The sequence below is a fragment of the Erysipelothrix amsterdamensis genome (assembly GCF_940143175.1).
Taxonomy (GTDB): Bacteria; Bacillota_I; Bacilli_A; order Erysipelotrichales; family Erysipelotrichaceae; genus Erysipelothrix; species Erysipelothrix amsterdamensis.
The window spans coordinates 1498533-1520235 of the sequence record NZ_OW659496.1; the positions used below are offsets into that span (position 1 = coordinate 1498533).

At 37.9% G+C, this 21703-nt stretch carries 21 protein-coding genes; 6 read left to right on the forward strand and 15 right to left on the reverse strand.

Annotation, left to right across the window (positions count from 1 at the left end; genetic code table 11):
- Positions 1–53: 53 nt before the first annotated feature.
- From dcuC to NMG63_RS07255, 5 genes are all read right to left on the reverse strand, one after another.
- Positions 54–1433 (reverse strand): C4-dicarboxylate transporter DcuC, encoded by a 1380-nt coding sequence (gene dcuC / locus NMG63_RS07235; protein ID WP_254006823.1) that lies wholly within the window; start codon positions 1431–1433, stop codon positions 54–56.
- A 20-nt stretch (positions 1434–1453) separates the two neighbouring features.
- A complete protein-coding gene (rihC, locus tag NMG63_RS07240) occupies positions 1454–2383 on the reverse strand; it encodes a ribonucleoside hydrolase RihC (protein ID WP_254006824.1) in 930 nt (309 codons plus the stop codon).
- A complete protein-coding gene (locus NMG63_RS07245) occupies positions 2376–3302 on the reverse strand; it encodes a ribokinase (RefSeq protein ID WP_254006825.1) in 927 nt (308 codons plus the stop codon). The genes rihC and NMG63_RS07245 overlap by 8 nt, the downstream gene beginning before the upstream one ends.
- On the reverse strand, positions 3292–3717 hold the full coding sequence (locus tag NMG63_RS07250; protein WP_254006826.1) for a GNAT family N-acetyltransferase: 426 nt from the start codon (positions 3715–3717) through the stop codon (positions 3292–3294). The genes NMG63_RS07245 and NMG63_RS07250 overlap by 11 nt, the downstream gene beginning before the upstream one ends.
- Before the next feature lie 121 nt (positions 3718–3838).
- Positions 3839–4828, reverse strand: coding sequence for a LacI family DNA-binding transcriptional regulator (locus NMG63_RS07255; RefSeq protein WP_254006827.1), 990 nt, complete (start codon positions 4826–4828; stop codon positions 3839–3841).
- A gap of 193 nt (positions 4829–5021) precedes the next feature.
- Here NMG63_RS07255 and NMG63_RS07260 point away from each other — a divergent pair, with 193 nt between their 5' ends.
- The 3 genes from NMG63_RS07260 (at position 5022) to NMG63_RS07270 (ending at position 7136) form a co-directional block, all read left to right on the forward strand.
- Entirely contained in the window at positions 5022–5378 is a 357-nt protein-coding gene (locus NMG63_RS07260) for a carboxymuconolactone decarboxylase family protein (RefSeq protein WP_003774883.1), read from the forward strand.
- 94 nt (positions 5379–5472) lie between these two features.
- Complete coding sequence (locus NMG63_RS07265; protein ID WP_254006375.1) at positions 5473–6177, forward strand: helix-turn-helix domain-containing protein; 705 nt, start codon at positions 5473–5475, stop codon at positions 6175–6177.
- Positions 6150–7136, forward strand: a complete 987-nt coding sequence (locus NMG63_RS07270; RefSeq protein ID WP_254007443.1) for an IS3 family transposase — start codon at positions 6150–6152, stop codon at positions 7134–7136. The genes NMG63_RS07265 and NMG63_RS07270 overlap by 28 nt, the downstream gene beginning before the upstream one ends.
- A 136-nt stretch (positions 7137–7272) precedes the next feature.
- On the opposite strand, the gene adhE is transcribed toward NMG63_RS07270, so the two are convergent.
- The 4 genes from adhE to NMG63_RS07290 form a co-directional block, all read right to left on the reverse strand.
- Complete coding sequence (gene adhE / locus NMG63_RS07275) at positions 7273–9912, reverse strand: bifunctional acetaldehyde-CoA/alcohol dehydrogenase (protein WP_254006828.1); 2640 nt, start codon at positions 9910–9912, stop codon at positions 7273–7275.
- Positions 9913–10076: 164 nt separating this feature from the next.
- Complete coding sequence (locus NMG63_RS07280; protein ID WP_254006829.1) at positions 10077–10460, reverse strand: hypothetical protein; 384 nt, start codon at positions 10458–10460, stop codon at positions 10077–10079.
- Positions 10457–11302 carry an aldose 1-epimerase family protein gene (locus NMG63_RS07285; protein WP_254006830.1) on the reverse strand — a complete coding sequence of 282 codons (846 nt, stop codon included), beginning with the start codon at positions 11300–11302 and terminating at the stop codon, positions 10457–10459. Before NMG63_RS07285 ends, NMG63_RS07280 begins: the two co-directional genes overlap by 4 nt.
- 114 nt (positions 11303–11416) lie before the next feature.
- Positions 11417–11824, reverse strand: a complete 408-nt coding sequence (locus NMG63_RS07290) for an OsmC family protein (protein WP_254006831.1) — start codon at positions 11822–11824, stop codon at positions 11417–11419.
- Positions 11825–12003: 179 nt separating this feature from the next.
- Between NMG63_RS07290 and NMG63_RS07295 the strand changes: the two genes are divergently transcribed.
- The 3 genes from NMG63_RS07295 to NMG63_RS07305 are packed head-to-tail and all read left to right on the forward strand — an operon-like array spanning position 12004 to position 14192.
- Positions 12004–12735 (forward strand): methionine ABC transporter ATP-binding protein, encoded by a 732-nt coding sequence (locus tag NMG63_RS07295; protein ID WP_254007456.1) that lies wholly within the window; start codon positions 12004–12006, stop codon positions 12733–12735.
- Entirely contained in the window at positions 12732–13394 is a 663-nt protein-coding gene (locus NMG63_RS07300; RefSeq protein WP_254006832.1) for a methionine ABC transporter permease, read from the forward strand. The genes NMG63_RS07295 and NMG63_RS07300 overlap by 4 nt, the downstream gene beginning before the upstream one ends.
- Positions 13395–13403: 9 nt before the next feature.
- Complete coding sequence (locus NMG63_RS07305; protein ID WP_254006833.1) at positions 13404–14192, forward strand: MetQ/NlpA family ABC transporter substrate-binding protein; 789 nt, start codon at positions 13404–13406, stop codon at positions 14190–14192.
- 74 nt (positions 14193–14266) lie between these two features.
- Here NMG63_RS07305 and NMG63_RS07310 read toward each other — a convergent pair.
- From NMG63_RS07310 to NMG63_RS07335, 6 genes are all read right to left on the reverse strand, one after another.
- Positions 14267–15420 (reverse strand): IS3-like element ISErh1 family transposase gene (locus NMG63_RS07310; protein WP_254006834.1). Its coding sequence is split into 2 segments (ribosomal slippage): positions 14267–15147 and positions 15147–15420, totalling 1155 coding nucleotides; the frame shifts between segments, so codons are not numbered across the junction.
- A gap of 124 nt (positions 15421–15544) precedes the next feature.
- Positions 15545–16549 carry an aspartate--ammonia ligase gene (asnA, locus tag NMG63_RS07315; RefSeq protein WP_254006835.1) on the reverse strand — a complete coding sequence of 335 codons (1005 nt, stop codon included), beginning with the start codon at positions 16547–16549 and terminating at the stop codon, positions 15545–15547.
- A gap of 85 nt (positions 16550–16634) precedes the next feature.
- Complete coding sequence (locus NMG63_RS07320) at positions 16635–17774, reverse strand: YibE/F family protein (RefSeq protein WP_254006836.1); 1140 nt, start codon at positions 17772–17774, stop codon at positions 16635–16637.
- The gene (locus tag NMG63_RS07325; RefSeq protein WP_254006837.1) at positions 17774–19177 is read right to left on the reverse strand and encodes a murein hydrolase activator EnvC family protein; all 1404 of its coding nucleotides are present in this window, start codon (positions 19175–19177) and stop codon (positions 17774–17776) included. The genes NMG63_RS07320 and NMG63_RS07325 overlap by 1 nt, the downstream gene beginning before the upstream one ends.
- Positions 19177–20100 carry a metal ABC transporter solute-binding protein, Zn/Mn family gene (locus NMG63_RS07330; protein ID WP_254006838.1) on the reverse strand — a complete coding sequence of 308 codons (924 nt, stop codon included), beginning with the start codon at positions 20098–20100 and terminating at the stop codon, positions 19177–19179. Before NMG63_RS07330 ends, NMG63_RS07325 begins: the two co-directional genes overlap by 1 nt.
- A gap of 178 nt (positions 20101–20278) precedes the next feature.
- Positions 20279–21682, reverse strand: coding sequence for a murein hydrolase activator EnvC family protein (locus tag NMG63_RS07335; protein ID WP_254006839.1), 1404 nt, complete (start codon positions 21680–21682; stop codon positions 20279–20281).
- Positions 21683–21703: the final 21 nt, after the last annotated feature.

Genomic DNA, 21703 nt, shown 5'->3' on the forward strand with positions numbered 1-21703 from the left:
GTCCCAAGGAACTAGGTCAGTTCCACCCTAAGCGGTGATGTGTTTTTTATTTTTTAGAATATAATCATCGAAAGTACAAACATAAAGACCGTACCAACAATCATTGGAACCGATGTACGTTTAACAATATCAAACGGTTCTTCTTTTGTTGTTCCTGCAACAATCATCACAACGGCAGATACCGGTGAGACAGCACGTAGTAAGTTTCCTGCAAGTCCCATTGGCACAGTAACCGCAAATGGACTAATGCCCGCTGCTGCAGCAAGAGGAACCATAAGTGGTACCATTGCATAGAAGAGTGCCATTCCACTACCACTCAAGAGCACAATCAGTGCTGTAAAGAGAACGAGAATCAATGGTAAGACAAAGCCAGATGCTTGGGTTGTTTGCATTACCGTTTGAAGTTGGGTAATTAAACCAATTGCTTTAAGACCATTCACAAAGGTTGAAGCAGCAACAAGTAAAACAACAATACCCATTGCATTTCCCATCCCTTTAAAGAAAGATTCTGTAGCAGTTAAGACTTTATTACCATCACGATGACGTATGAGTTCGCAAGCAATCGCAATGATAAAGGACATCATCGATACCACTTCAACGGATAAGTTCAAGCTTGATCCTGTGATCGCATTAATTGCAAAGACAACAAGTAAGATTAAGATTGGTAACAAGGGTAGTAATGTGTAGACAAATTTGTAAAGACCACTACCTTCAATTTGTTTGGGTGCTTCTACATTCAGAACAACCTTTTCTTCACCACTTGCAATAAGTTTTTTATCACAGTATTTTTGCCAGAATGTATGTGCAAGTGCCATCACAAGAAGTGTTGGTACCGAAACAATTGCATGATGTTGGAAGACATAGTCTGCAACAGGCATTCCAAGTTCCGCTGCAATCGCAACGTTATCTGCACCTAATGGTGTTGGCATAACTGTTGCCGTTGTCGCAATAATTGCGGCTGCGGTTAATGTCGACATACCCGATTCTTTTAAAACTGGATACAAGGTTGCAAGCAAAATAATGGATAAATTGGATGCACTTGGAATCACAAGGGATAACAAGTTCCCAAGTAAGAATACAATTGGAACCAAAACGTATGCTGATTTAATGCCTTTTAGAGGTTTTGTAAGTGTATTAACCGTTACCTCATTTGCCCCAATCGCATTCATATAAGCCGTATAACCACCCAATACAAGAATCACAAACCCCGAACTTGGGAGTGTTTTCTTAAATTGATCGATAATCGCGAGCAATGGATCAACTAAGATATGAACCGGTTCTTCAATAACCGCATTCCCCATCATAATCGCCACCATCATCAGTAAAATACCAACACCAAATAACGTAATCTTAATATCTAGTTTTTTAAGAAGCATGACAACTACGATTGCGACCGCAATCAATCCTGCTCCATACATAACAAATGGACTCATAACCTTCATTCTCCTTTATATTAGTTTTTCGTTTGACACTTTTGAATTGATTCGAGGAACCATGTTTTAAACATATCCGCATCAATATCAGTCGTAACTTTCGCATTTGCGGGCTGACCACAATATCCTTTCAGATCTACCACGGTAGCGCCTGATGTATATTCCCCTTGGGTCTCAATACCTACAAATGTCTCCACAACTTCAAACATTTCTGGTTTAAGTAAGTATGCAATCGCACAACTGTCATACATCTTTAAACCAACCTTAAAACTTCCGCCTCGATAGGTTTTAAATAAGTGATAAAACATATTTCCAACAGGATTCATGTCTTTAATCAATGCAGAATCTTCCGGATAAACAAGGGCTTTAAGACCTACATCAAGACCTGCCATCACAATATTTAAACCACTTTCAAAGACAATCTTCGCAGCCTCTGGGTCTACTTTAATATTAAATTCAGAATAGACACCCGCATTACCACGTCCGACACTACCACCCATTAATACCACTTCATCAATGCGTTCAATGACTTCCGGATATTCTCGAATTAATAAAGCAATATTGGTTAGTGGACCAATTGGAACAAGTGTAATTTTTTCCGCACTGTTCATAATGACCTCATGCATTGCCTCCACCGCATTTTTATCGAGAAGCAAACTTCGATCTTCCTCAGGGAAATCATAGCCATCCATCCCCGTTTTACCGTGAACACCACTGGCATCAATCGGTTCTCTTAGTAACGGACGAGCTGCACCCATGGCGACTGGAATTTTTTTACCGTAAAAAGGCAACAGCTTTAAGGTGTTTTTCGTAACCTTCTCTATACTTACATTTCCTGCAACCGTTGTAATCAACTGAACATCCAGTTCTTCTGAAAATAAAGCGATTGCCAATGCAACAGCATCATCAATGCCCGGATCTGTATCAATAATAATTTTTCGTCTACTCATGATTTCCTCCTTGGTTCATAAAATCCATTAACGCTTCAAGTGTGGGAAGCGCTTCTTGAGCACCTTGTTTTGTACATGCAAGGGCACCTGCAGCACTTGCATAGGTTAATGCTTTTTGAAGATTCCATTGCTTACTAAGACCGTATAAGAACGTTCCGATATAAGCATCGCCTGCTCCTGTTGTATCCACCACATCCACGGTATAGGATGGAATGATTTCAGCGTGATCGTTTGAAATACAAATGCTTCCAGAACCACCTAGGGTAAAGACAACCGTCTTAACGCCCCGTTCACATAAGGTTTTGGCCGCACGCTGACAATCTTCAAGATCATGGGGGAATATCTCAGTCAATATTTCACTCTCTGATTGATTTACCACAAGATAATCAATAAGAGGATAGAAATCTTCATTCATCACAATCGCAGGTGCAGGATTCACCACCGTTGTCATTCCCAAGCTCTTTGCTTGTTTGAGACCTTCATATACAGCATAGAGTGGGACTTCAAATTGGGTTAAAAAGAAATCCTGGTCTGATCCCTGTAGGGCTTCGTGAATGCGTGGAACACTAATATTCGCATTAGCACCTTGGTTTATAATAATACGATTATCGTGATCTGTTTTTAAGATCATCGCAACGCCTGTGTGTTCATCATCACTGAGAAGAACATGATTTGTATTAACCCCAAAATTATTTAAAGCATTTAAGGCAAGTTGACCATGATAATCCCGTCCAACACTTCCAATGAGAAATGTAGGGGCGCCCAGATTGGCACATGCCGCTGCTTGATTACCACCCTTACCCCCAATTGCTTCAAAATAATCATAGCCTGCAATCGTTTCACCTTGCGAAGGCACACGATTCGCGGAAATCATCAAATCCGCATTAATACTTCCAAGTACATAAATCTTACTGCTCATAAAATAACACCATCCCACTTCCTAATTCTTCAGTCGGTCTTGTGATAAAACCATACTGAGCATAAAACGCTTCAACACCTGGCGTCGCCATGAGACCTACATAAGCACCTTGACAGGCAACCCGTGCGAGATACTTAAAGATTGATTGCATCAGTAAATCGCCACAGCCTTGATGTTGATATTGCGGATGTACGATGACATCCTTGAGAAAGAACACAATCCTTCCATCACCGACCAGTCGGGCAATGGCAACCGCTTGGTCACCATCAAACACCACAACATCGTATAAATCATGATCAAGCGCAATTCGAATATCTTCTAAAGCATATGCTTTAAAGTTACAGACTGAATGCATCGCTTGATAAAGCTCCGGAGTAAGCACGTTCTCTTTAATTTCAAATACTCGTTTCTTCATGATTAAGCGCTTAACCTCCTTGTAATTCTAGTTTACACCGCTTTGTAACCGCTGTCAATAGTTTTAGATTAAGCGTTTAACCTAAAATCAATAAAAAAAAACATGAACCCATTGTTCATGCTTATTTAACAAGTTCCGGTTTTAATACGGTATCTTCTTGATAATTTTGATTTTCAATTTGTTTAAGAAGCTGTTTGCATGCGTGCATCGCTAAAACAGAAAGATCTTGAGAAACAGAAGTTAACGGAATCCCAAACATCTCTGATTGTTTTAAATTATCATACCCCACAACTTTAAGGGTTTTCTGAGTCAGCCCTGCTTCATCCATCGCCTTAAGCAATCCGTAAGCCATGAGATCATTACATGCAAAGACCCCATCAATGTCTTTACGTGCTACAACATCCTTCCCAAAAACATACCCCGTCTCATAACGATAATCTCCTTCATAACGATTTTCTTTCGCTATAGAATACCCCGATTCTTTTAAAGCACGTAGATGTCCTTCATAACGTTGTCGTCCCCCATAAGTAAGCAACGATCCGGTAAAACATGCAATGTGTTTACAACCCTGTTCAATAAGGTATTGTGTCGCCAGATACCCACCATATTCATTATCGTAAGAAACTTGATTTGTTTGAATGTTTTCAAAAATGCGGTCTACCAACACAAACGGAACACCAATCGAATCCAATTCCTGTTGTACATCCGCATTCACACGGTATGCATCCAAAGCAGGACAGAGAATTAACCCATCAACTTGTCGATCTTTAAGTTCTTTAATAAGCGTGCGATCATTTTCCACATGATCATCACTGTTGACCATAAAAACGAGATATCCTTCTTTACGGAGTAAGTCTTCGACATGTTTCGAAAACGATGAAAAATAAGGGTTCTCAATATCTGGAATGATTAAGCCGATCGTTTGCGTTTTATTGGTAGAGAGACTACGAGCAACATAATTTGGTCGGTAGTTTAACTCTTTCGCGATTCGCTTAATCTCCGTTTTCTTAGCTTCTGAAATCCGTGAGGGCGCGTCATTTAATACTAAAGAAACGGATGCTTCTGAAACATGCGCTAACTTCGCAATATCTTTAAGTCTAACTTTTTTCATATTCCCCCTCCATTCTTACTTCTATTGTAACTGATATTTTATTCATGTGAAGAACCTTTTACACAATTGATTCAGCAGCCACCGTTTTCCATAAGTTTAACAAATATCGGTAATTCAAAAAAAGTATGGATAAAACAATTGAAGATATTTCTTTTTGTGTTAGCATTGACGTATACATAGAGGAGGAACGATCATGGCACAATATGATGTTAGAGAAATGTATAAAGCTTTTACAGGTGGTTTAACTGAATTATCACGTACACAACGCGAGGGTGTTGGTGCGTTTATGAATCTTTTAGGAAAAAGTTATGCTCCAGGAGCATTGGATCCTAAAACGAAAGAATTAATCAGTGTTGGGATTGCGGTATATAACCGTTGCGAATACTGCATTGTTTACCATACACATGAAGCATTAAAACATGGTGCAACACGTCCGGAAATTGAAGAAGCTGCACTTGTTTCTGTTGCATTTGGTGGTGGTCCAAGCATGGCTTATACGGTAACACTACTTAAAGAAAGCCTTGATGAATTCGAAAAAGATTTTAAATAATTAAAGAAAAGCCCACAACTGTGATAAGCTCCCCTTAAAGTAGACACCCGAAATAAATAAAATCGGGCACTACAAAAAAGGAGGAGCTTTTTCTATGGGGAGAAAGAATAAATATCCAGCCGAAATAAAAGAACAAGCAATTAATGAATATTTGAATGGCATAAAAGGTGCACCAGAAATAGCTGAAGAATTATCTATTGATTCTAGTACATTACGTAGTTGGGTGAAAAAGTATCAAACTTATGGTATTGAAGTTTTTTCAGATAAAGATCGAAACAAAAGTTATTCGAAAGAGCTCAAGGAATCCGCAATTAGGGATTATCTTGAAGGCGCAGGTTCTCTTAAAGATATTAGTATTAAATATGGTATAAGTTCCCATGAGGTTTTGCGCGGATGGATAAAAAAGTATAATAGACTTGAAACTATAAAGGATTACGATCCTAAAGGAGAAGTCTATATGACAAAAGGTAGAAAAACAACAATTGAGGAGCGTCAGGAAATTGTCGCATATTGTATTGAACATGACTACGATTATAAGGGGACTGCTGAGCGCTATGAACTTTCTTATGCTCAGGTTTATCAGTGGGTGAAAAAGTATAACGAATTGGGAGATGATGGTCTTCTTGATAAACGTGGCAAGCGAAAACAAGAAGATCAACTTAGTAATGAAGAACGTTTAGAACGTAAAGTAAAACTACTTGAAAGACAACTCGAACTGAAAGAACGCGAGAACATTCTATTAAAAAAAGTGAAGGAAATCGAAAGGGGGCGATATTCTCCAAAGCAAAACAAGAAGTAAAGTATCTCGCAGTGCAGGAACTACATCATAAACATGGCTGGAGTATTCAGTGGATGTGTAAGGTACTTAAAATCGCAAGAAGTAGTTATTATAAATGGACGCATCGTGTTGAAACAAGCAATGAAATTGAAAATCATGAGCTTTGCAATCTCATTCTTGATTATGATGAACTATTTGGACATATCTTAGGCTATCGACGCATGACGGATTGGATCAATGAGTTGAATAGCGTTCAATATAACTCGAAGAGGATTCATAGACTCATGAAGATGCTAGGGGTGAAATCAGTGATTCGTCAAAAGTCTAAAAAATATTCACGAAGCACTCCTGAAATCACAGCTGAAAATATTTTAAATCGAAATTTCTTTGCCGCAAAACCGAATGAAAAATGGCTGACAGACGTCACAGAATTTAAGATTAAAGGTTCAAGTAAGAAACTATATCTCAGTGCGATTATTGATCTTTATGATTTAAGTGTTGTGGCGTATCAAATAAGTGATCGGAACAATAATCAACTTGTGTTTGATACTTATCATAAAGCTATCGCGAGATATCCAGAGGCAAAACCTTTATTTCACAGTGACCGCGGATTCCAATACACAAGTAGGGCATTTAGGAAACAGCTAGAAGATCAAGGAGTGATGCAAAGTATGTCTAGAGTGGGACATTGTATTGATAATGGTCCTATGGAAGGATTTTGGGGAACAATCAAATCAGAAATGTACTACCCTAATGAATTCAGTACAAGAAGCGAATTGAAGAAAGCAATTGAAGTGTATATTGATTTTTATAACAACAAGAGACTTCAGAAACGCTTCAAAAACAAAACACCAATGATGGTTCGAACTGAAGCGCTAGGAACAGAGACACCTGTAGTCTACGCGATTCCAACTAACAAGAAGATTGAAGCTTACTGGTCAAACATTAGAGAAAAACAAATGCAGTCACTTGTAGCATAAAAAAGATGATTCATCATAAAGTGATAAATCATCTTGGATATTTTATTTATTTCACCTGTCTACTTGACAGGGAGCAGTTCACTGATGTGGGCTTTTTATTTGCACCGGTAGAGCGATGCTTTTTTAAATCGTTAAATTATTTTTTTGTTTTTGTAGGAATTTTTCCTGCAGGATAGTAAGCATGTTCAATAATTTCTTTCATATCCTTAACAAGTGGAAGACGTGGGTTACATGGTGAACATTGGTCTTCGTATGCAAGATAAGCAATGGTTTCTGTTTCAGCCATAAATGCTTTTTCATTAACACCTTGTTCTTGGAAACTCATCTTAATACCACAACGAACGGCTAAGTCATGACATGCTTGGGCATAACTTTCAACACCTTCTTCGGTTGTGCTTGCAGGTAATCCAAGGATACGTGCTAATTCTGCATAACGTTCATGAGCACGGTATACATTGTATTTTGGCCATAATGAAGGTTTTTCTGGATGTGTTCCATTATAACGTACAACATAAGGTAAGAGAATTGCATTAATACGTCCGTGAGGCATTTCGTGGAATTTACCACCAATTTTATGTGCCAATGAGTGACTCATACCTAAGAATGCATTCGCAAATGCCATCCCTGCAAGGGTTGAAGCATTATGCATTTTTTCACGTGCATCCAAGTCATTTTTACCGTTATGTACCGCACGTTCAAGGTTTGCGAATACCATCTTAATTGCTTGAATTGCAAGACCGTCTGTATAGTCATTTGCGAAGTTTGAAACATAAGCTTCAGTAGCATGTGTTAATACATCAAGACCTGTATCTGCCGTTACGGATGCAGGAAGGTTTGTTGTGAAAATTGAATCAACAATCGCAACAGTTGGAACAAGTGAGTAGTCAGCAAGTGGATATTTCTTATTTGCATCTGTATCGGTGATAACTGCAAATGGTGTAACCTCACTACCGGTACCGGAAGTTGTTGGGATACATACAAGTTGTGCTTTTTCGCCCAAGTCTGGGTAACGGAATGCACGTTTACGGATATCCACAAATTTTTGTTTAAGATCATTAAAGTCTACATCTGGATGTTCATAGAAGATCCACATACCTTTAGCGGCATCCATTGGTGAACCACCACCTAAAGCAATAATTGTATCCGGTTGGAATGATTTCATCATTTCATAACCACGTTTAACTGTGTTTAATGATGGATCAGGTTCAACATCACAGAATAATTGAATTTGAACTTTATTACGACGTTTATTAAGTTGTTCAACAATTAAGTTGTAGTAACCTAAATCAACCATAGCACGGTCTGTTACAACGAATACACGTTCAACATCACGCATTGATTTTAAATATTGAATTGAGTTTCTTTCGAAATAAATTTTTGATGGTACTTTGAACCATTGCATATTGTTATTACGTCTCCCAATCTTTTTAATATTCAAGAGGTGAACAGCACTTACGTTATCGCCTACTGAGTTATGTCCATATGAACCACAACCAAGTGTTAATGAAGGAATAAAGTCATTATAGATGTTACCAATTCCTCCAAAGGTTGATGGTGAGTTCCAGATAATACGGATTGCAGGAACTGTTTCTCCAAATTTTTCGGAAAGTTCTTTTGATTTTGTATGGATTGCAGCTGAGTGACCCAATCCATCAAATTCAACCATTTGACGTGCTAAGCTAATTCCTTCGTCGCTGTCTTTTGATTTTAAGACTGCAAGAACAGGTGATAGTTTTTCACGTGTTAGAACTTCATTTGGGCCTACTTCTTTACATTCTGCTGCTAAGATTACTGTATTTGAAGGTACTTTAATCCCTGCTTGTTCAGCAATCCATGTTGCATCTTTACCTACAACATTTGGATTTAATTTTGCTTCAAGGACATTTGCATCACCACTGGAAACACCAAACATAAATTTCTCAACTTTTTTCTTATCTGCAGCTGAGAGGAAGTGCATACCGTATTTCTTGAATTTTTCAATGGCTTCATCGTAAACGTCTGCATCAATAATCACTGCTTGTTCTGATGCACAGATCATACCGTTATCAAATGATTTTGATAGAGCAATATCATTTACAGCTTGGGCAACATCTGCTGATTTTTCAATATATGCAGGAACGTTTCCGGCACCAACACCAAGTGCAGGTTTACCGCATGAGTAAGCAGCACGAACCATTGCATTACCACCGGTTGCAAGAATTGTCGCAACACCATCGTGATTCATCAGTTCATCTGTTTTTTCTTTTGATCCACGTTCAATCCATTGAACACAGTGTTCAGGAGCCCCTGCAGCAACTGCAGCTTCATAAACAACCTTCGCAGCCGCAATACTGCATTTTTGTGCAGATGGGTGGAATGAGAAAATAATTGGATTTCTTGTTTTAAGTGAGATTAATGATTTGAAAATTGCAGTTGATGTTGGGTTTGTAACGGGTGTAATTCCACAAATAACCCCTACTGGATCTGCAATTTCGGTAATTCCTGTGATTTCATCATCACTGATAACGCCAACTGTTTTAAGGTGACGCATATGGTTAATAACATGTTCACATGCAAATAAGTTTTTGGTTGCCTTGTCTTCAAAACAGCCTCGTCCTGTTTCTTCAACAGCAAGTTGCGCTAAAACACCGTGTTGATCGAGTGCAGCAACACTTGCCTTCGCAACAATATAATCGACTTGTTCTTGATTTAAATCCATAAAACTTTTTAACGCTTTTTGAGCATTCGCAACGAGTTCATTAACTTCGTTGTCCAATTCTACTTTTTTAGTTGTCATGGTATGTGACCTCCCTTGTTATTTCTTTCACATACATATTGTATGTTGGATTAAGGGCTGACTCAAACAAATCAACGTAAAAATGCGCAAATAAAAACTAAATTCGTGATGAAGAAACAAGTTAAGCGTTTTCATTGTGAAAACTATCACGAATTTAGTAAGTTTTATGATTTTGCGTCAAATTTTGTTTTACAGTTTGGACACGTAATTTCAATTTTTCCTTTTCGTCGGGGTACACGAAGTCGAGTTTCACACGTCTTGCATGTGAAATATTTATACTTCGGCCATGACTTAATGCGATCCCATTTTGCTTTTCCCTTACTTAAGAATGTAAGATACGCTTGATTCTCTTGATATCGTTTTTGAATCTTACGCGAGAAGGTACGGTAATAGACATAAACTAAAAGTAAAAGCCAAACCCCTTGTAGCCAAACTTGGCGGGTAAAAATCCCAACAAGAGCCACAACCACACCTAAATAAAGAAGATGTTGATTCAGTTTATCCGTTCCATAACGGCCCTGCATCATTTGAATAAATTTTTGCTTCATTGAAACGTCACCGTATATTGATGGACAATGTCATCACCTTTCTGAAGACGCTTAATTCCAAGCTTTTCACGAATGTCAGGATATCCACCGTATTCATCCGCAATACCAACCCAAGGTTCAATACATACAAAAGGTGCCATCACACCCTCCTTACAAGGACGCCATAACGCTAAATAGTCAAAACCTTCATATCCTACCGTAACAGCTTCTTGGGTGTTCTTATTTATTAATGTTACTTCTGAAGTATGATCATAGATTAAGGTTGTATCCTTGAAGTTTGCTTCATTCACCTCAAGTCGATCTAATTGAACGGGAGCCTTTCCATTAATAAAGCCTTCTTTAAGTCCGTATTGATGAACGTTTTCAGCTTGTTTAAAAACAAACTCATAATCACCTTCATCATCAAGTCGAAACGCAGGATGTGCTCCAATTGCATAAAACATTTCATTCTCATCTTTATTAAAGATATGCCACGTTACAGTGATGCGTTTTCCATCTAATTTATAAGCAATTTGAACTTTATGTTTAAATGGGTAAACATCTAACATTGCATCATCACTGTGATACTCAAATACAAATTCATTTTCAGTATGACGGACCACTTCAAATTCTTGATCTCTTAAGAACCCATGTTGGGATAAATGGTAGTCTTGGCCATCGATCGTATATTTTCCATTAAATACTTTTCCTACTATGGGGAAAAGGACTGGAGAAACACGCCCCCAAAATGCAGCATCACCATCCCACATTAATTCTTTTTGCGTTTCTTTATTTAATGCACGACGAAGTTCTGCACCTTTACAATCAAATTCTAAAAGTAACGATTCATTTTCTAATTTCATCCTTATACCACCTCATTTTACGTTTTGATTATATCATGTCTTTGTGGAAACGATGCCTCATTCCTCATATTTACATCAAATAACATAATACAAAAAAGCAGTCCTTTCGACTGCTTAGTATGCTTCCACAAACACATCAACATGTTCGTTACCATGAATCAGTTTCGATACAGGGCATCGTTCATGGGCTTGACGTACAAGGCGTTCACTTTCTTCAAGGGAAAGACCCTCTACGGCCAAATATGCATAGGCACTGAAGTAATAACCTACTCCATTTGCCTCTTTATGGAGGTCTACCTCAACACGTACTCTTGAATGATGTTCAAGTTTGCGTGCTTTTAAAAGTGCTTGGCTTGTAGCATTAAGGCATGTTGCCCATGACATAGCAAGAAGTTGTTCTGGATTGGAACCTTCTTGTTCGTCTAAAGGTGGTGTCATTGCAAGTGCCAGACCATCTTCAATTCGAGTTTGATTGGGCACAGTCGTTTCATTGATTGCCGTTGTTTTATAAATCGATGTCATGTTTATCATTCTCCTTTGATATTTATTATACAATAGTCTTAATTCTCTATCCTTGTGAATGCTCATTTTGTTATTTTAATCACGTTATTTTATTCTTTTTTTATGAGTATATTGGGTGAAAATCCTGCGTGAAGACTCTATAATAACGGTGGGTTAATGAGCTGGGAGGTTTTATTATTATTGAGTTTAAAAATGTTTCTAAACATTATCAAGGTAAAAACAAAACATTCAAGGCACTCGACAACGTTTCCTTTGAGATCAAACAATCTGAAATTTTTGGAATTATTGGTGAAAGCGGAGCCGGTAAATCAACTGCGTTGCGTTTAATCAATGGATTAGAACTACCCGATGAAGGTGTCGTTTTCGTTGATAGCACCGATTTAAAATCACTATCAAGTAACGCAATGCGTTCACTTCGTAAAGAGATTGGCGTCGTTTTCCAGAATTTCAATTTGTTGGGGAATCGTACAGTGTTTGATAACATTGCCTTGCCACTAAGACTTGCAAAGAATAAAGATTGTAATGCGGTGTCTGAAGCACTTTGCTTTGTACACTTAGAATCAAAGATCCACCACTATCCTGCACAACTCAGTGGTGGTGAACGTCAGCGTGTAGCCATTGCGCGTGCACTGATTACTAAACCTAAGATTTTAATTTGTGATGAACCATCATCTGCCTTAGATCCTCATACTACCAAAGAAATCCTTGAGGTTTTAAAACAGATTAATCAACAATTCGGCACAACAATTGTGATTGTTACTCATGAATTAGAGGTTGCGAAGACGCTGTGTGATCGGGTTGCGATTTTGGATAATGGAACGCTTCATGAAGTGATTTCAGTAAATCGTCACGACGAAGATAATACAACACGCTCTTACGCAATCCATGCAAAGGACTACTTATTACAATGATATCGATATACGCTGAATTTCATGCTGAGTTGCTTAAAGCACTGAGCGAAACCTTTATTCTTTTAGGATTTTCAATTCTATCTGCACTTTTAATTGGATTACCACTGGGCACACTTATCTACCTTACCCGCAAAGACGGGTATTACGAAAACCGATTTGTTTCGTTTATCTTAAATGGATATGTTGATGTGGTGCGTTCGTTTCCGTTTTTATTGTTTATTGTGTTTATGATTCCAGTGACTCGATTCTTAATTGGGACTTCACTTGGAACTTATGCAGCCTCAGTACCCATGAGTTTTGTTGCAGCGGCATTGTATGCTCGATTTGTTGAACAAGCACTCCTCGAGGTTCCTCAGGGAATTATTGATAGTGCCCTCTCACTTGGAGCAACACCGTTTCAACTTGTTTTTAAATTTCTGTTTGTTGAAGCACGATCAGGCCTTGTCCTCGGACTTACATCTTCCATTATTAGTTATGTAAACTACTCGACGGTAATGGGTGTTGTTGGTGGAGGTGGTATCGGAGACTTCGCAATGCGATATGGTTATCAGCGATTTGAGTGGCAAATCATGTATGCAACCATTCTCATTATGATTGTTCTCGTACTGATGATTCAATTTACAGGAAATAGAATCGCTAAACGAATTGATAAGCGATAAGGAGAAAAGATGATTAAAAAAGGACTTGTATTACTCACAGCAATGCTCATGCTTACCGCATGTGGCGCCAAAAATAATCCAGATGACATGAAGTTAAAGGTTGCATCACATATGATGCCAATGACCGATGTTGTCGAAATTGCTAAAGAGGAATTGAAAAAAGACGGTTATGAACTTGAACTTGTATCCGTTTCAGACAATACCCAAGCTAATACTGCTCTTAATAATAAGGAAATCGATGCTAACTTCTTCCAACATGTTCCATTTATGGAAATGTTCAACAAGAGTCAAAGTGGAACTCTTGTGGGCATTCAGCCGATCTATGATGCAATTGTAGGTTTCTACTCTAAAGATCTTAAAGATCTTAAAGATTTAAAAGATGACGCGAAAATTGCTATTCCAAATGATGCAGTCAACCAAGCACGTGCCCTTCTAATCTTGCAAGATGCTGGACTCATCACATTAAAAGATGGCGTTAAATATGATGCAACGATTAAAGACGTAACAGATCATAAAAACTATCAATTTATCGAAGTTGATCTCTTAACTTTAAATCAAGCATATGAAGAAGTTGATCTCGTATTCAACTATCCTACTTACATAAAACAAGTTGGACTAACACCAAGTGATGCACTGATTTTAGAAAAATCAGATGGACACTATGCCATTTCACTCGTAGCACGTGAAGATAATAAAGAAGATGTGAAAATTCAAGCACTTAAAAAAGCAATGACAAGTGATGCAGTTCGTAAATTCTTAACAGAAGAACACAGTGCAACACTCTCACCAGCTTTCTAAACATAAAAAAACCTCTCGATTTAAGTGGAACTAGGGAACTGACCTAGTTCCGTGGGACTAAAGAAAAAACCAAGTTAGGATGAAGTTAACCGATAATTTACGGGCGATTGATATCCTAGCTTTTCTTGTATTCGATTTTCATTGTAATATTTTAAATAGTTTATCACAGTTTGTGATACAATTTCAGTAGAACCCTTTAGTTCTGGGTTTAATTCGAATGTTTCACACTTTAGAGAGGCATGAAACGATTCGATAGGAGCATTATCAGCGGGTGTCCCCTTACGGGACATACTCATGGTAATGCTTTTATTTTTTACTCTAAGTTGATACTCTTTTGATGTATAGACACTCCCTTGATCAGAATGAAGAATACATGGCTGAACGATATCCGGAAGTTGATTTAATGTATCAACCACACATTCTAGGTTTTGTCTGTCACTCAATGTAGACGCAATAATCTCACCATTATATAAATCCATGATCGTAGATAAATAGAGCATCTTATGGCCATAAGGGATGTAAGTGATATCTGTCACCAATTTCTCTAGAGGACGTAGTGATTTAAAGTCGCGATTAATGATATTGGGCATAATGATCTTCGGATTTTTGTTTTTTCTATACCGTTTGACCTTAACACGGCATTGACATTGGTGTTTCTGCATTATCTTTTGAACAGTGTTCTTATTGATAATTCTTTCTTTTCGAATTAATGCAGTTATTTTTCGATATCCATAACGAAATTTATTTTCTTTACAAAGTTCAATTACTAATGCTTCATTGACAGAATAATTATTAGACTCAAGTTGCTCTTTTTTAGTCCAACGGTAATACGTTGACTTAGGTACCCCAAAAAGATTCAAGATATCTTTAATAGATACAGTGTTGCGATACTCTTCAACGAGCTTGATGATTATTTCAGGAACCACATCCTTTCTCTTTCCAAATACTTTTTTAATAGTTCAATTTGTTGCTCCAAAGATTTAATTCTAAGTCTTTGTGTTTCTTCGACCGTGTCTCCTTCAGGCCCTTTTCCAAAAGTATATTGCTTGCCTACAGGTTGAGAAAATCGATAGTGTTCACCATTTCGATACCATCTCCACCATGTTTTGACTTGTGTTACATTTTTTATTCCAAGTTCAGTCTGAATAAACCTGCTTGAGTATCCTGCCAATTTCATTTCTATAACTTTCATCTTTGTCTCATAGCTATGCATAGTTCGTGTTCCCATATAAAAACCTCCTATATTGAACTATTTTACAATAATTCTCATACAAGAGGTTTTTTTCTTTAGTCCCACGGAACTAGGTCAGTTCCCTAGTTCAGTTCCAGTTGAGAGGTTTTTTTATGTTTAATTATAAGAGTTCTATTTTTCCCTTACATGTGTCTAAAGTCTCATCATCCCAAAGACTCACTTGAACTTCACCAATATGAGCATTTCCTAATAACAACATACACATTCGGCTTTGACCAATTCCACCACCAATTGTTAGTGGAAGCTCATCGTCTACAATCATCTTATGGAAATCATATTTTAAGCGATCTTCTTGATTTGCCTCTTTGAGTTGATACAACATCGCATCACGATCAACACGAATTCCCATACTTGATAATTCAAGTGCAATCCCAAGTGGTTCATGCCAGAACAATAAATCTCCGTTTAAAGACCAATCATCATAGTCCGGAGCGCGATTATCATGTGGTTTGCCACTCTTGAGTTTATCACCAATCTGAATGATAAACGTTGTGTGATGTTCCTTAACATATGCGTTCTCTCGTTCTTTAGAGCTTAGGTTTGGATACATGTCTTCCAATTCTTGACTCGTAATAAACGCAACATTAGAATCAATCATAACATCGACATCTTGATACTTTGTATGCAAGCGACTTGAAGTCTCCACAATTGCATTCACAATACTTTGAACTGTATCCTTAAGATAATCAATTGTACGTTGTTCACGTGAAATTACACGTTCCCAATCCCATTGATCTACATAGATTGAGTGAATGTTATCCAACTCTTCATCACGACGGATTGCATTCATATCCGTATAAAGACCGTTTCCTTCTCTAAAATCATATTGATGCAACGCCATGCGTTTCCATTTTGCCAAGGAGTGTACTACTTCACCCTCTGCATCCAGCGAGGGAACGTCAAAACGAACAGGACGCTCCACACCATTTAAGTCATCATTTAAACCCGAATTTCGTGCCACAAACAAAGGCGCAGAAACCCGTTTTAATTTTAAACTTCCTGTGAGCGCCTCTTCGAAGCAACGCTTAATAAAACCAATCGCAGTCTGTGTGTCATAAACACCAAGCCTGGACTGATACCCTTCTGGTACAATAGTTTTTTTCATATAAACACCCCTTATCATCTATTTGTACTGATGATAATTCTACCACACATAGATACGAAAAACTATGATCTACGACCATTTAGAGTCACGTTTTTACGTTCGCTTTTTGATGCGATCTTTTTTGAATCCAACTCATAAAATATACAGTTAACGGCACTGCAGCCATCATACCAATGGAACCAACAAGTGCTTGGAGTACTTCAACAGAAAACCATAAGCTATTGAGAATATAGGTACCACTTCGCTGATAGAGATTTAAGAGGATAATTGATGGCAAAGCGCCTCCAGTATACGCAAGGACAAGTGTTGTAACCATGGTTGAAATCGCATCAATGCCGACATTCATACCTGCTTTCACGAGATCTCGTTTCGGTAATGACGCTTCGATTTCTATCATCTCGCACATTGATGAAGCAATCGACATGGAAATATCCATCATGGCACCAAGACCTCCGATAATTACGGCACCAAATAGGATTTGATTTACATTGAAAGGCTGTTCGCGATTCATCATCGCTATATACGAGTATTCTTCTGACGCTGCACCTCTAATCTTTAAAAAGAAGACTATCAACATTGCTGATAAGATTGCGATCAGAACACCACCTAGTGTTCCTACAATCGAGGCCATTGTTTTCTTGGAGAATCCCGACAATGTGATAAATGATAGAAGAGTAATACAGAGCGCAACAACCAATACCAAAAGATACATATTTTGTTGAGCTAAAATACCTGGTATAAAGACGGTTCCCACTACAAAAACAGTTGACGCAAAAGAAATTAAGGTTTTTAATCCTTGTCTTCGTGCAATCAGTAATAAGAGGATACTAAATATCCCAATCACGACAAATACACGCATGCTGCGGGTTGGACCGTTGAGGGTGTACTGTACACCCTCATCATTGGTTGTTTGATTCAACAGAACGGAGTCCCCTTTTTGTAACGGAAGAAGGGCTTGAGCCGTATTTTCACTCAAGGATTGTTCGATTGAGATTGTTTTATTGAGATAGGGAAAGGATTCAGAATATACGTCTAAAAATAATTTTGTCATTTTAGAAGTCTCATCTTTTTCGGTTCGTACTTTAGTCACTGTACCTTGATACAAAGCCTCCTGTTTACTCTCCAAAGACTGTGCCATAACGGCATGATTTTGAAAGTAAACACTTAATAACGAACATACGATAATGATTAATAGGATGACTCCGTGGGGTAGATATTTTCGCATCAATATTCACCTCCGAGTGTGTATTGGTAGATCGTCATTGGATTTTCACGACAAGGTATACTTCGTCCATTAGTATCACAACGCATATTCCAGCCATTCCCCCAATAAGCACCACCAGTACCAAAGGTGACCGAACCATCCCATCGTTGATACACAGCTTCAATTGAATCCTCACCAAGATAGTAAAGTTCATGATGTAAGTGCGGACCCATGGACAAACCCGAAGAACCCATTTGAGCTAACACTGTTCCCCCCGAAACGATATCACCAGGGGTTACATTCATACTACCTTCTTTTAGATGCGCAAACATCGCGCCATAAACAATACCATTGGTCTTAAAAATCATGGTAATATAATTACCAAATCCACCATTACAGGATCCATTTGGATAAGATCCATAGGTTGGGCAGCCCCCGTTTACTGCGGTAATAAGTCCCGAGCCCGGTGCCAATATATTGAGACCGATTGATCCTGTAACAGAAGCCAAGTCTACCCCCATATGACGGCCTCCCCAGGGATAGGTCCACGTTCCCGCCGATACCCAATACCCACTTTCAACCGGACGAATAAAGCCATTGGTTTCTTCTAAACTTGAAATACGACTTAACAATCGACTATCAAGGTCAATTTTTTCCTGGAGTTCGTCATATTGAAGTTCGAGCGCCTTATTCTTTTCCATTAAAGATGCAATCGTCTTTTTGACTTTTTCCATATATGTTTTCTTAATCGTTTCTTGTTCTTCAATGAGTTTATTCTTTTTTTCTAACTCACGTCGTTGATGGTTCAAGTGCTCTTTTTCTAAATCAAATACCTTCTTTGCTTGAATTAATTTATTAACGGTAATATCATTGCTTTCTTTGATACGTGCAATACCTTCGACACGGCGAATAAGGGAGACAAAATCTACGGCTGCAAAGACAAACTCTACAAGTGGATCTACATAAAGCTGTGATTGAGACGTCGCAATATTTTTCTTTACTTTTTCATTCAATACATCGATTTCTTTTTGATAGACATCAATATTGATTTGCGTTTGTTTAATGTCTTCGTTGATTGCGGTGATTGAAGCCTTTAATTCCCGAGCTGTTGTAGAGAGCGCGTTAATTTCTTCTTGATACACCCGTATCGTTTCTTGTTGATTTTCAATCGAGGTACTAATATCGTCTTTTTGTTTTTCGATTTCTTTAAGACGCGTTTGGGAATCACTTATTTTTTGGTTGATATATTCTGTAAATTGACTGCATAAAGTTTCATGGTCACGTGATGCCTGACCTGAGCATAAGTCATGAAAATATGCTTCGTCTTTTTTAAAGTCATTTTCAGATAGTGCATGAATGGTCGAGGTTGAAAAAAAGAGTGCAAGCACTATGAGTATACTTGCACTCTTTCTTTTATTAATCATTAGAGCGACAAGCCCTCAACGAGACTTTCTAAGTTTTCATTCATGACTTTAAAATAATCATTTCCGTTTTCTAAATCTTGCTTTGATAAACTCTCAAGTGTATTGAGCTTCAAGATTTTTACACCTGTTTCTTTGGATATCGTTTGGAGTAATTTATCATTACTGAGTGTTTCCATATAAATAGCCTTAATGTTTTGACTCTTTATATACTGGATGGATTCATCAACTTGTTTTGCAGTTGGCTCACTACTTAAGAGACTTCCTGCGATTGCAACTTGTTCGATACCATAAGGTTCAAGCATATATCCATAGGCAGTATGATCCACGACAACTTCTTTATTTTTCACATTTCGTAACTTATTCTCAAAATCATTACTCAATGATTCAAATTCCGCACCAAAGCGTTTAAAGTTTTCTTCATAATAATCTTTGTTTTCGGGATCTACTTCCACAAATGCATCTTTAATATTTTTCATTTGTTGATAGGCGTTCATGGGATTCATCCAAATATGTGGATCGTATTCACCGTGATGATGATCGTGATCGTCATGATCATCATGGTCATGATGATCATGGCCTTCATGAAGGGTAACCCCTTGGCTTGTATCCACGATCTTCAATTTATCATTTTTTACACTTTGTAATGTTTTAGGAGCCCATGCCTCAAAACCCGCTCCATTCATGATAAAAACATCAGATTCTTGAATGCGAATAATGTCATTTGCACTGGGTTCATATCCATGTGCTTCCCCACCTTCAATGATATTTTGAACAGATACTTTGTCCCCTCCGACTTTTTGCGCAAAATCATAGAGTGGATAAAAACTTGTCATTACCTTTAATTTTCCAGATTCATCTTTTTTCTGTGACTGACACCCTGTAAGCATCATCAAGACTAATAACATTAAACCTAATTTTTTCATTATAAATCCTCACCTTCGTGCCCTTGCAATTCCTAAATATGAATGATTTGGGTGTTACCCTAAATTCACATTAGTTCGTTTAAATGCGAAACGTTTGCAACAAAAGAATAACTTTGTTCTTCTTTTTTGTCAATGGATATGTTCAAAAAAATAAAAAATCGAGATTTTCACTCGACTTTTAATATTCTGCTTCATAGGTGTAATTAAATAGTTTCATGGGGTTTTCGCGACACGGTGCATCATGATTATTCATTTCACATCGTTTCTCCCAACCGTTACCCCAATTTGCACCACCCGTACCAAACGTGATGTTTCCATCCCATCGATCATATGCAGCCTCAATACTATCAGATCCAAGATAATAAATTTCAAGATGTAGGTGAGGACCAGAAGATAGTCCTGAAGATCCCATATTCGCAATCACATCACCTGCGCGAACCACAGAACCCGGTGACATCTTGAACGAATTTTCTTCAAGATGCGCAAACAGCGCTCCATAAACCTTTCCATTCACACTAAACATCATTGTAAGATAATTACCCCATCCCCCATTACAATTTCCACGAGGATAAGAACCATAGGTTGGACAGCCGCCTTGCGTTCCCGTAATTATTCCAGACCCGGGTGCTAAAATCTCCATTCCAACACGGGCATCAATATGCGCCAGATCAACCCCCATATGACGACCACCCTTCGCATAATGCCACGTACCCGTTGATACCCAATAGTTCGACTTAAGCGGTCGTACAAATCCATTTTCATTAGGTAAATTACGCAAGTCTAAGAACAGTTTATTTTCAAAACTCAACTTTTCTTGAACCTCTTTACTTTGATCTTCAAGAACTTGATGTTTTGCCATTAACGATTGAATTAAATCTCGAACTTCCATCTGATAAACTTTAATGTCATGTTCCTCTTTTTTAACTGATGCTTCCTTCGCTTCCATTTGTTCCTTCTGAGAAAGTAAGTGTTCTTTCTCTTCATCAAAAGCCTTACGCGCTTCAATCAATTCATTAACGACCCCATCATTACTTTGCTTAATACGAGTTAAGCCTTCCATTCTTCGAATCAAATCTACAAAATCTGCAGCACCAAATACAAACTCGATATAATTATTAACATAAAGCGAAGATTGCGAAGCGCGAATATTAAGCTTGACCTTTTCTTCCAATATTTTAATTTTTTTCTCAAACACTTCAATCTTAGCTTCCGTCTCAACAACATCAGCTTCGATCATTCGAATACTCTCTTGTATTTCTGTAACACGTTCTTTTAAAACAAGGATTTCTTTTTGATAAACCTCTAACAATTCATTATTATCTTCAATTTCTTCTAAAACAGTATCTTTCTGCTCACGAATACGTCGCAATAAGGTTTCTGAGTCGGCAAGTTTTTCATTAATATATTCTGTGAATCCGGTACATTCGTCCTGATGATCACGAGCCTTAGCACCCGAACACAATTCATGATAATACCCTTCATCACGCTCATAGTCTTTACGTGAAAAGGCATCGATGGGTTGAATACCAATCAATGCGAACACGAGAATAACATTAATACATTTTTTAAACCGAGATGCCATGAATCTAAACCCCTCAAATCA

Coding starts and splice junctions, on each gene's coding strand:
- rihC (WP_254006824.1), bottom strand. CDS start 2,383: ATGAGTAGACGAAAAATTATTATTGATACAGATCCGGGCATTGATGAT.
- NMG63_RS07265 (WP_254006375.1), top strand. CDS start 5,473: ATGGGGAGAAAGAATAAATATCCAGCCGAAATAAAAGAACAAGCAATT.
- NMG63_RS07305 (WP_254006833.1), top strand. CDS start 13,404: ATGATTAAAAAAGGACTTGTATTACTCACAGCAATGCTCATGCTTACC.
- asnA (WP_254006835.1), bottom strand. CDS start 16,549: ATGAAAAAAACTATTGTACCAGAAGGGTATCAGTCCAGGCTTGGTGTT.
- NMG63_RS07255 (WP_254006827.1), bottom strand. CDS start 4,828: ATGAAAAAAGTTAGACTTAAAGATATTGCGAAGTTAGCGCATGTTTCA.
- NMG63_RS07260 (WP_003774883.1), top strand. CDS start 5,022: ATGGCACAATATGATGTTAGAGAAATGTATAAAGCTTTTACAGGTGGT.
- NMG63_RS07320 (WP_254006836.1), bottom strand. CDS start 17,774: ATGCGAAAATATCTACCCCACGGAGTCATCCTATTAATCATTATCGTA.
- NMG63_RS07280 (WP_254006829.1), bottom strand. CDS start 10,460: ATGAAGCAAAAATTTATTCAAATGATGCAGGGCCGTTATGGAACGGAT.
- NMG63_RS07330 (WP_254006838.1), bottom strand. CDS start 20,100: ATGAAAAAATTAGGTTTAATGTTATTAGTCTTGATGATGCTTACAGGG.
- NMG63_RS07245 (WP_254006825.1), bottom strand. CDS start 3,302: ATGAGCAGTAAGATTTATGTACTTGGAAGTATTAATGCGGATTTGATG.
- NMG63_RS07290 (WP_254006831.1), bottom strand. CDS start 11,824: ATGACATCGATTTATAAAACAACGGCAATCAATGAAACGACTGTGCCC.
- NMG63_RS07325 (WP_254006837.1), bottom strand. CDS start 19,177: ATGATTAATAAAAGAAAGAGTGCAAGTATACTCATAGTGCTTGCACTC.
- dcuC (WP_254006823.1), bottom strand. CDS start 1,433: ATGAGTCCATTTGTTATGTATGGAGCAGGATTGATTGCGGTCGCAATC.
- NMG63_RS07300 (WP_254006832.1), top strand. CDS start 12,732: ATGATATCGATATACGCTGAATTTCATGCTGAGTTGCTTAAAGCACTG.
- NMG63_RS07335 (WP_254006839.1), bottom strand. CDS start 21,682: ATGGCATCTCGGTTTAAAAAATGTATTAATGTTATTCTCGTGTTCGCA.
- NMG63_RS07250 (WP_254006826.1), bottom strand. CDS start 3,717: ATGAAGAAACGAGTATTTGAAATTAAAGAGAACGTGCTTACTCCGGAG.
- adhE (WP_254006828.1), bottom strand. CDS start 9,912: ATGACAACTAAAAAAGTAGAATTGGACAACGAAGTTAATGAACTCGTT.
- NMG63_RS07285 (WP_254006830.1), bottom strand. CDS start 11,302: ATGAAATTAGAAAATGAATCGTTACTTTTAGAATTTGATTGTAAAGGT.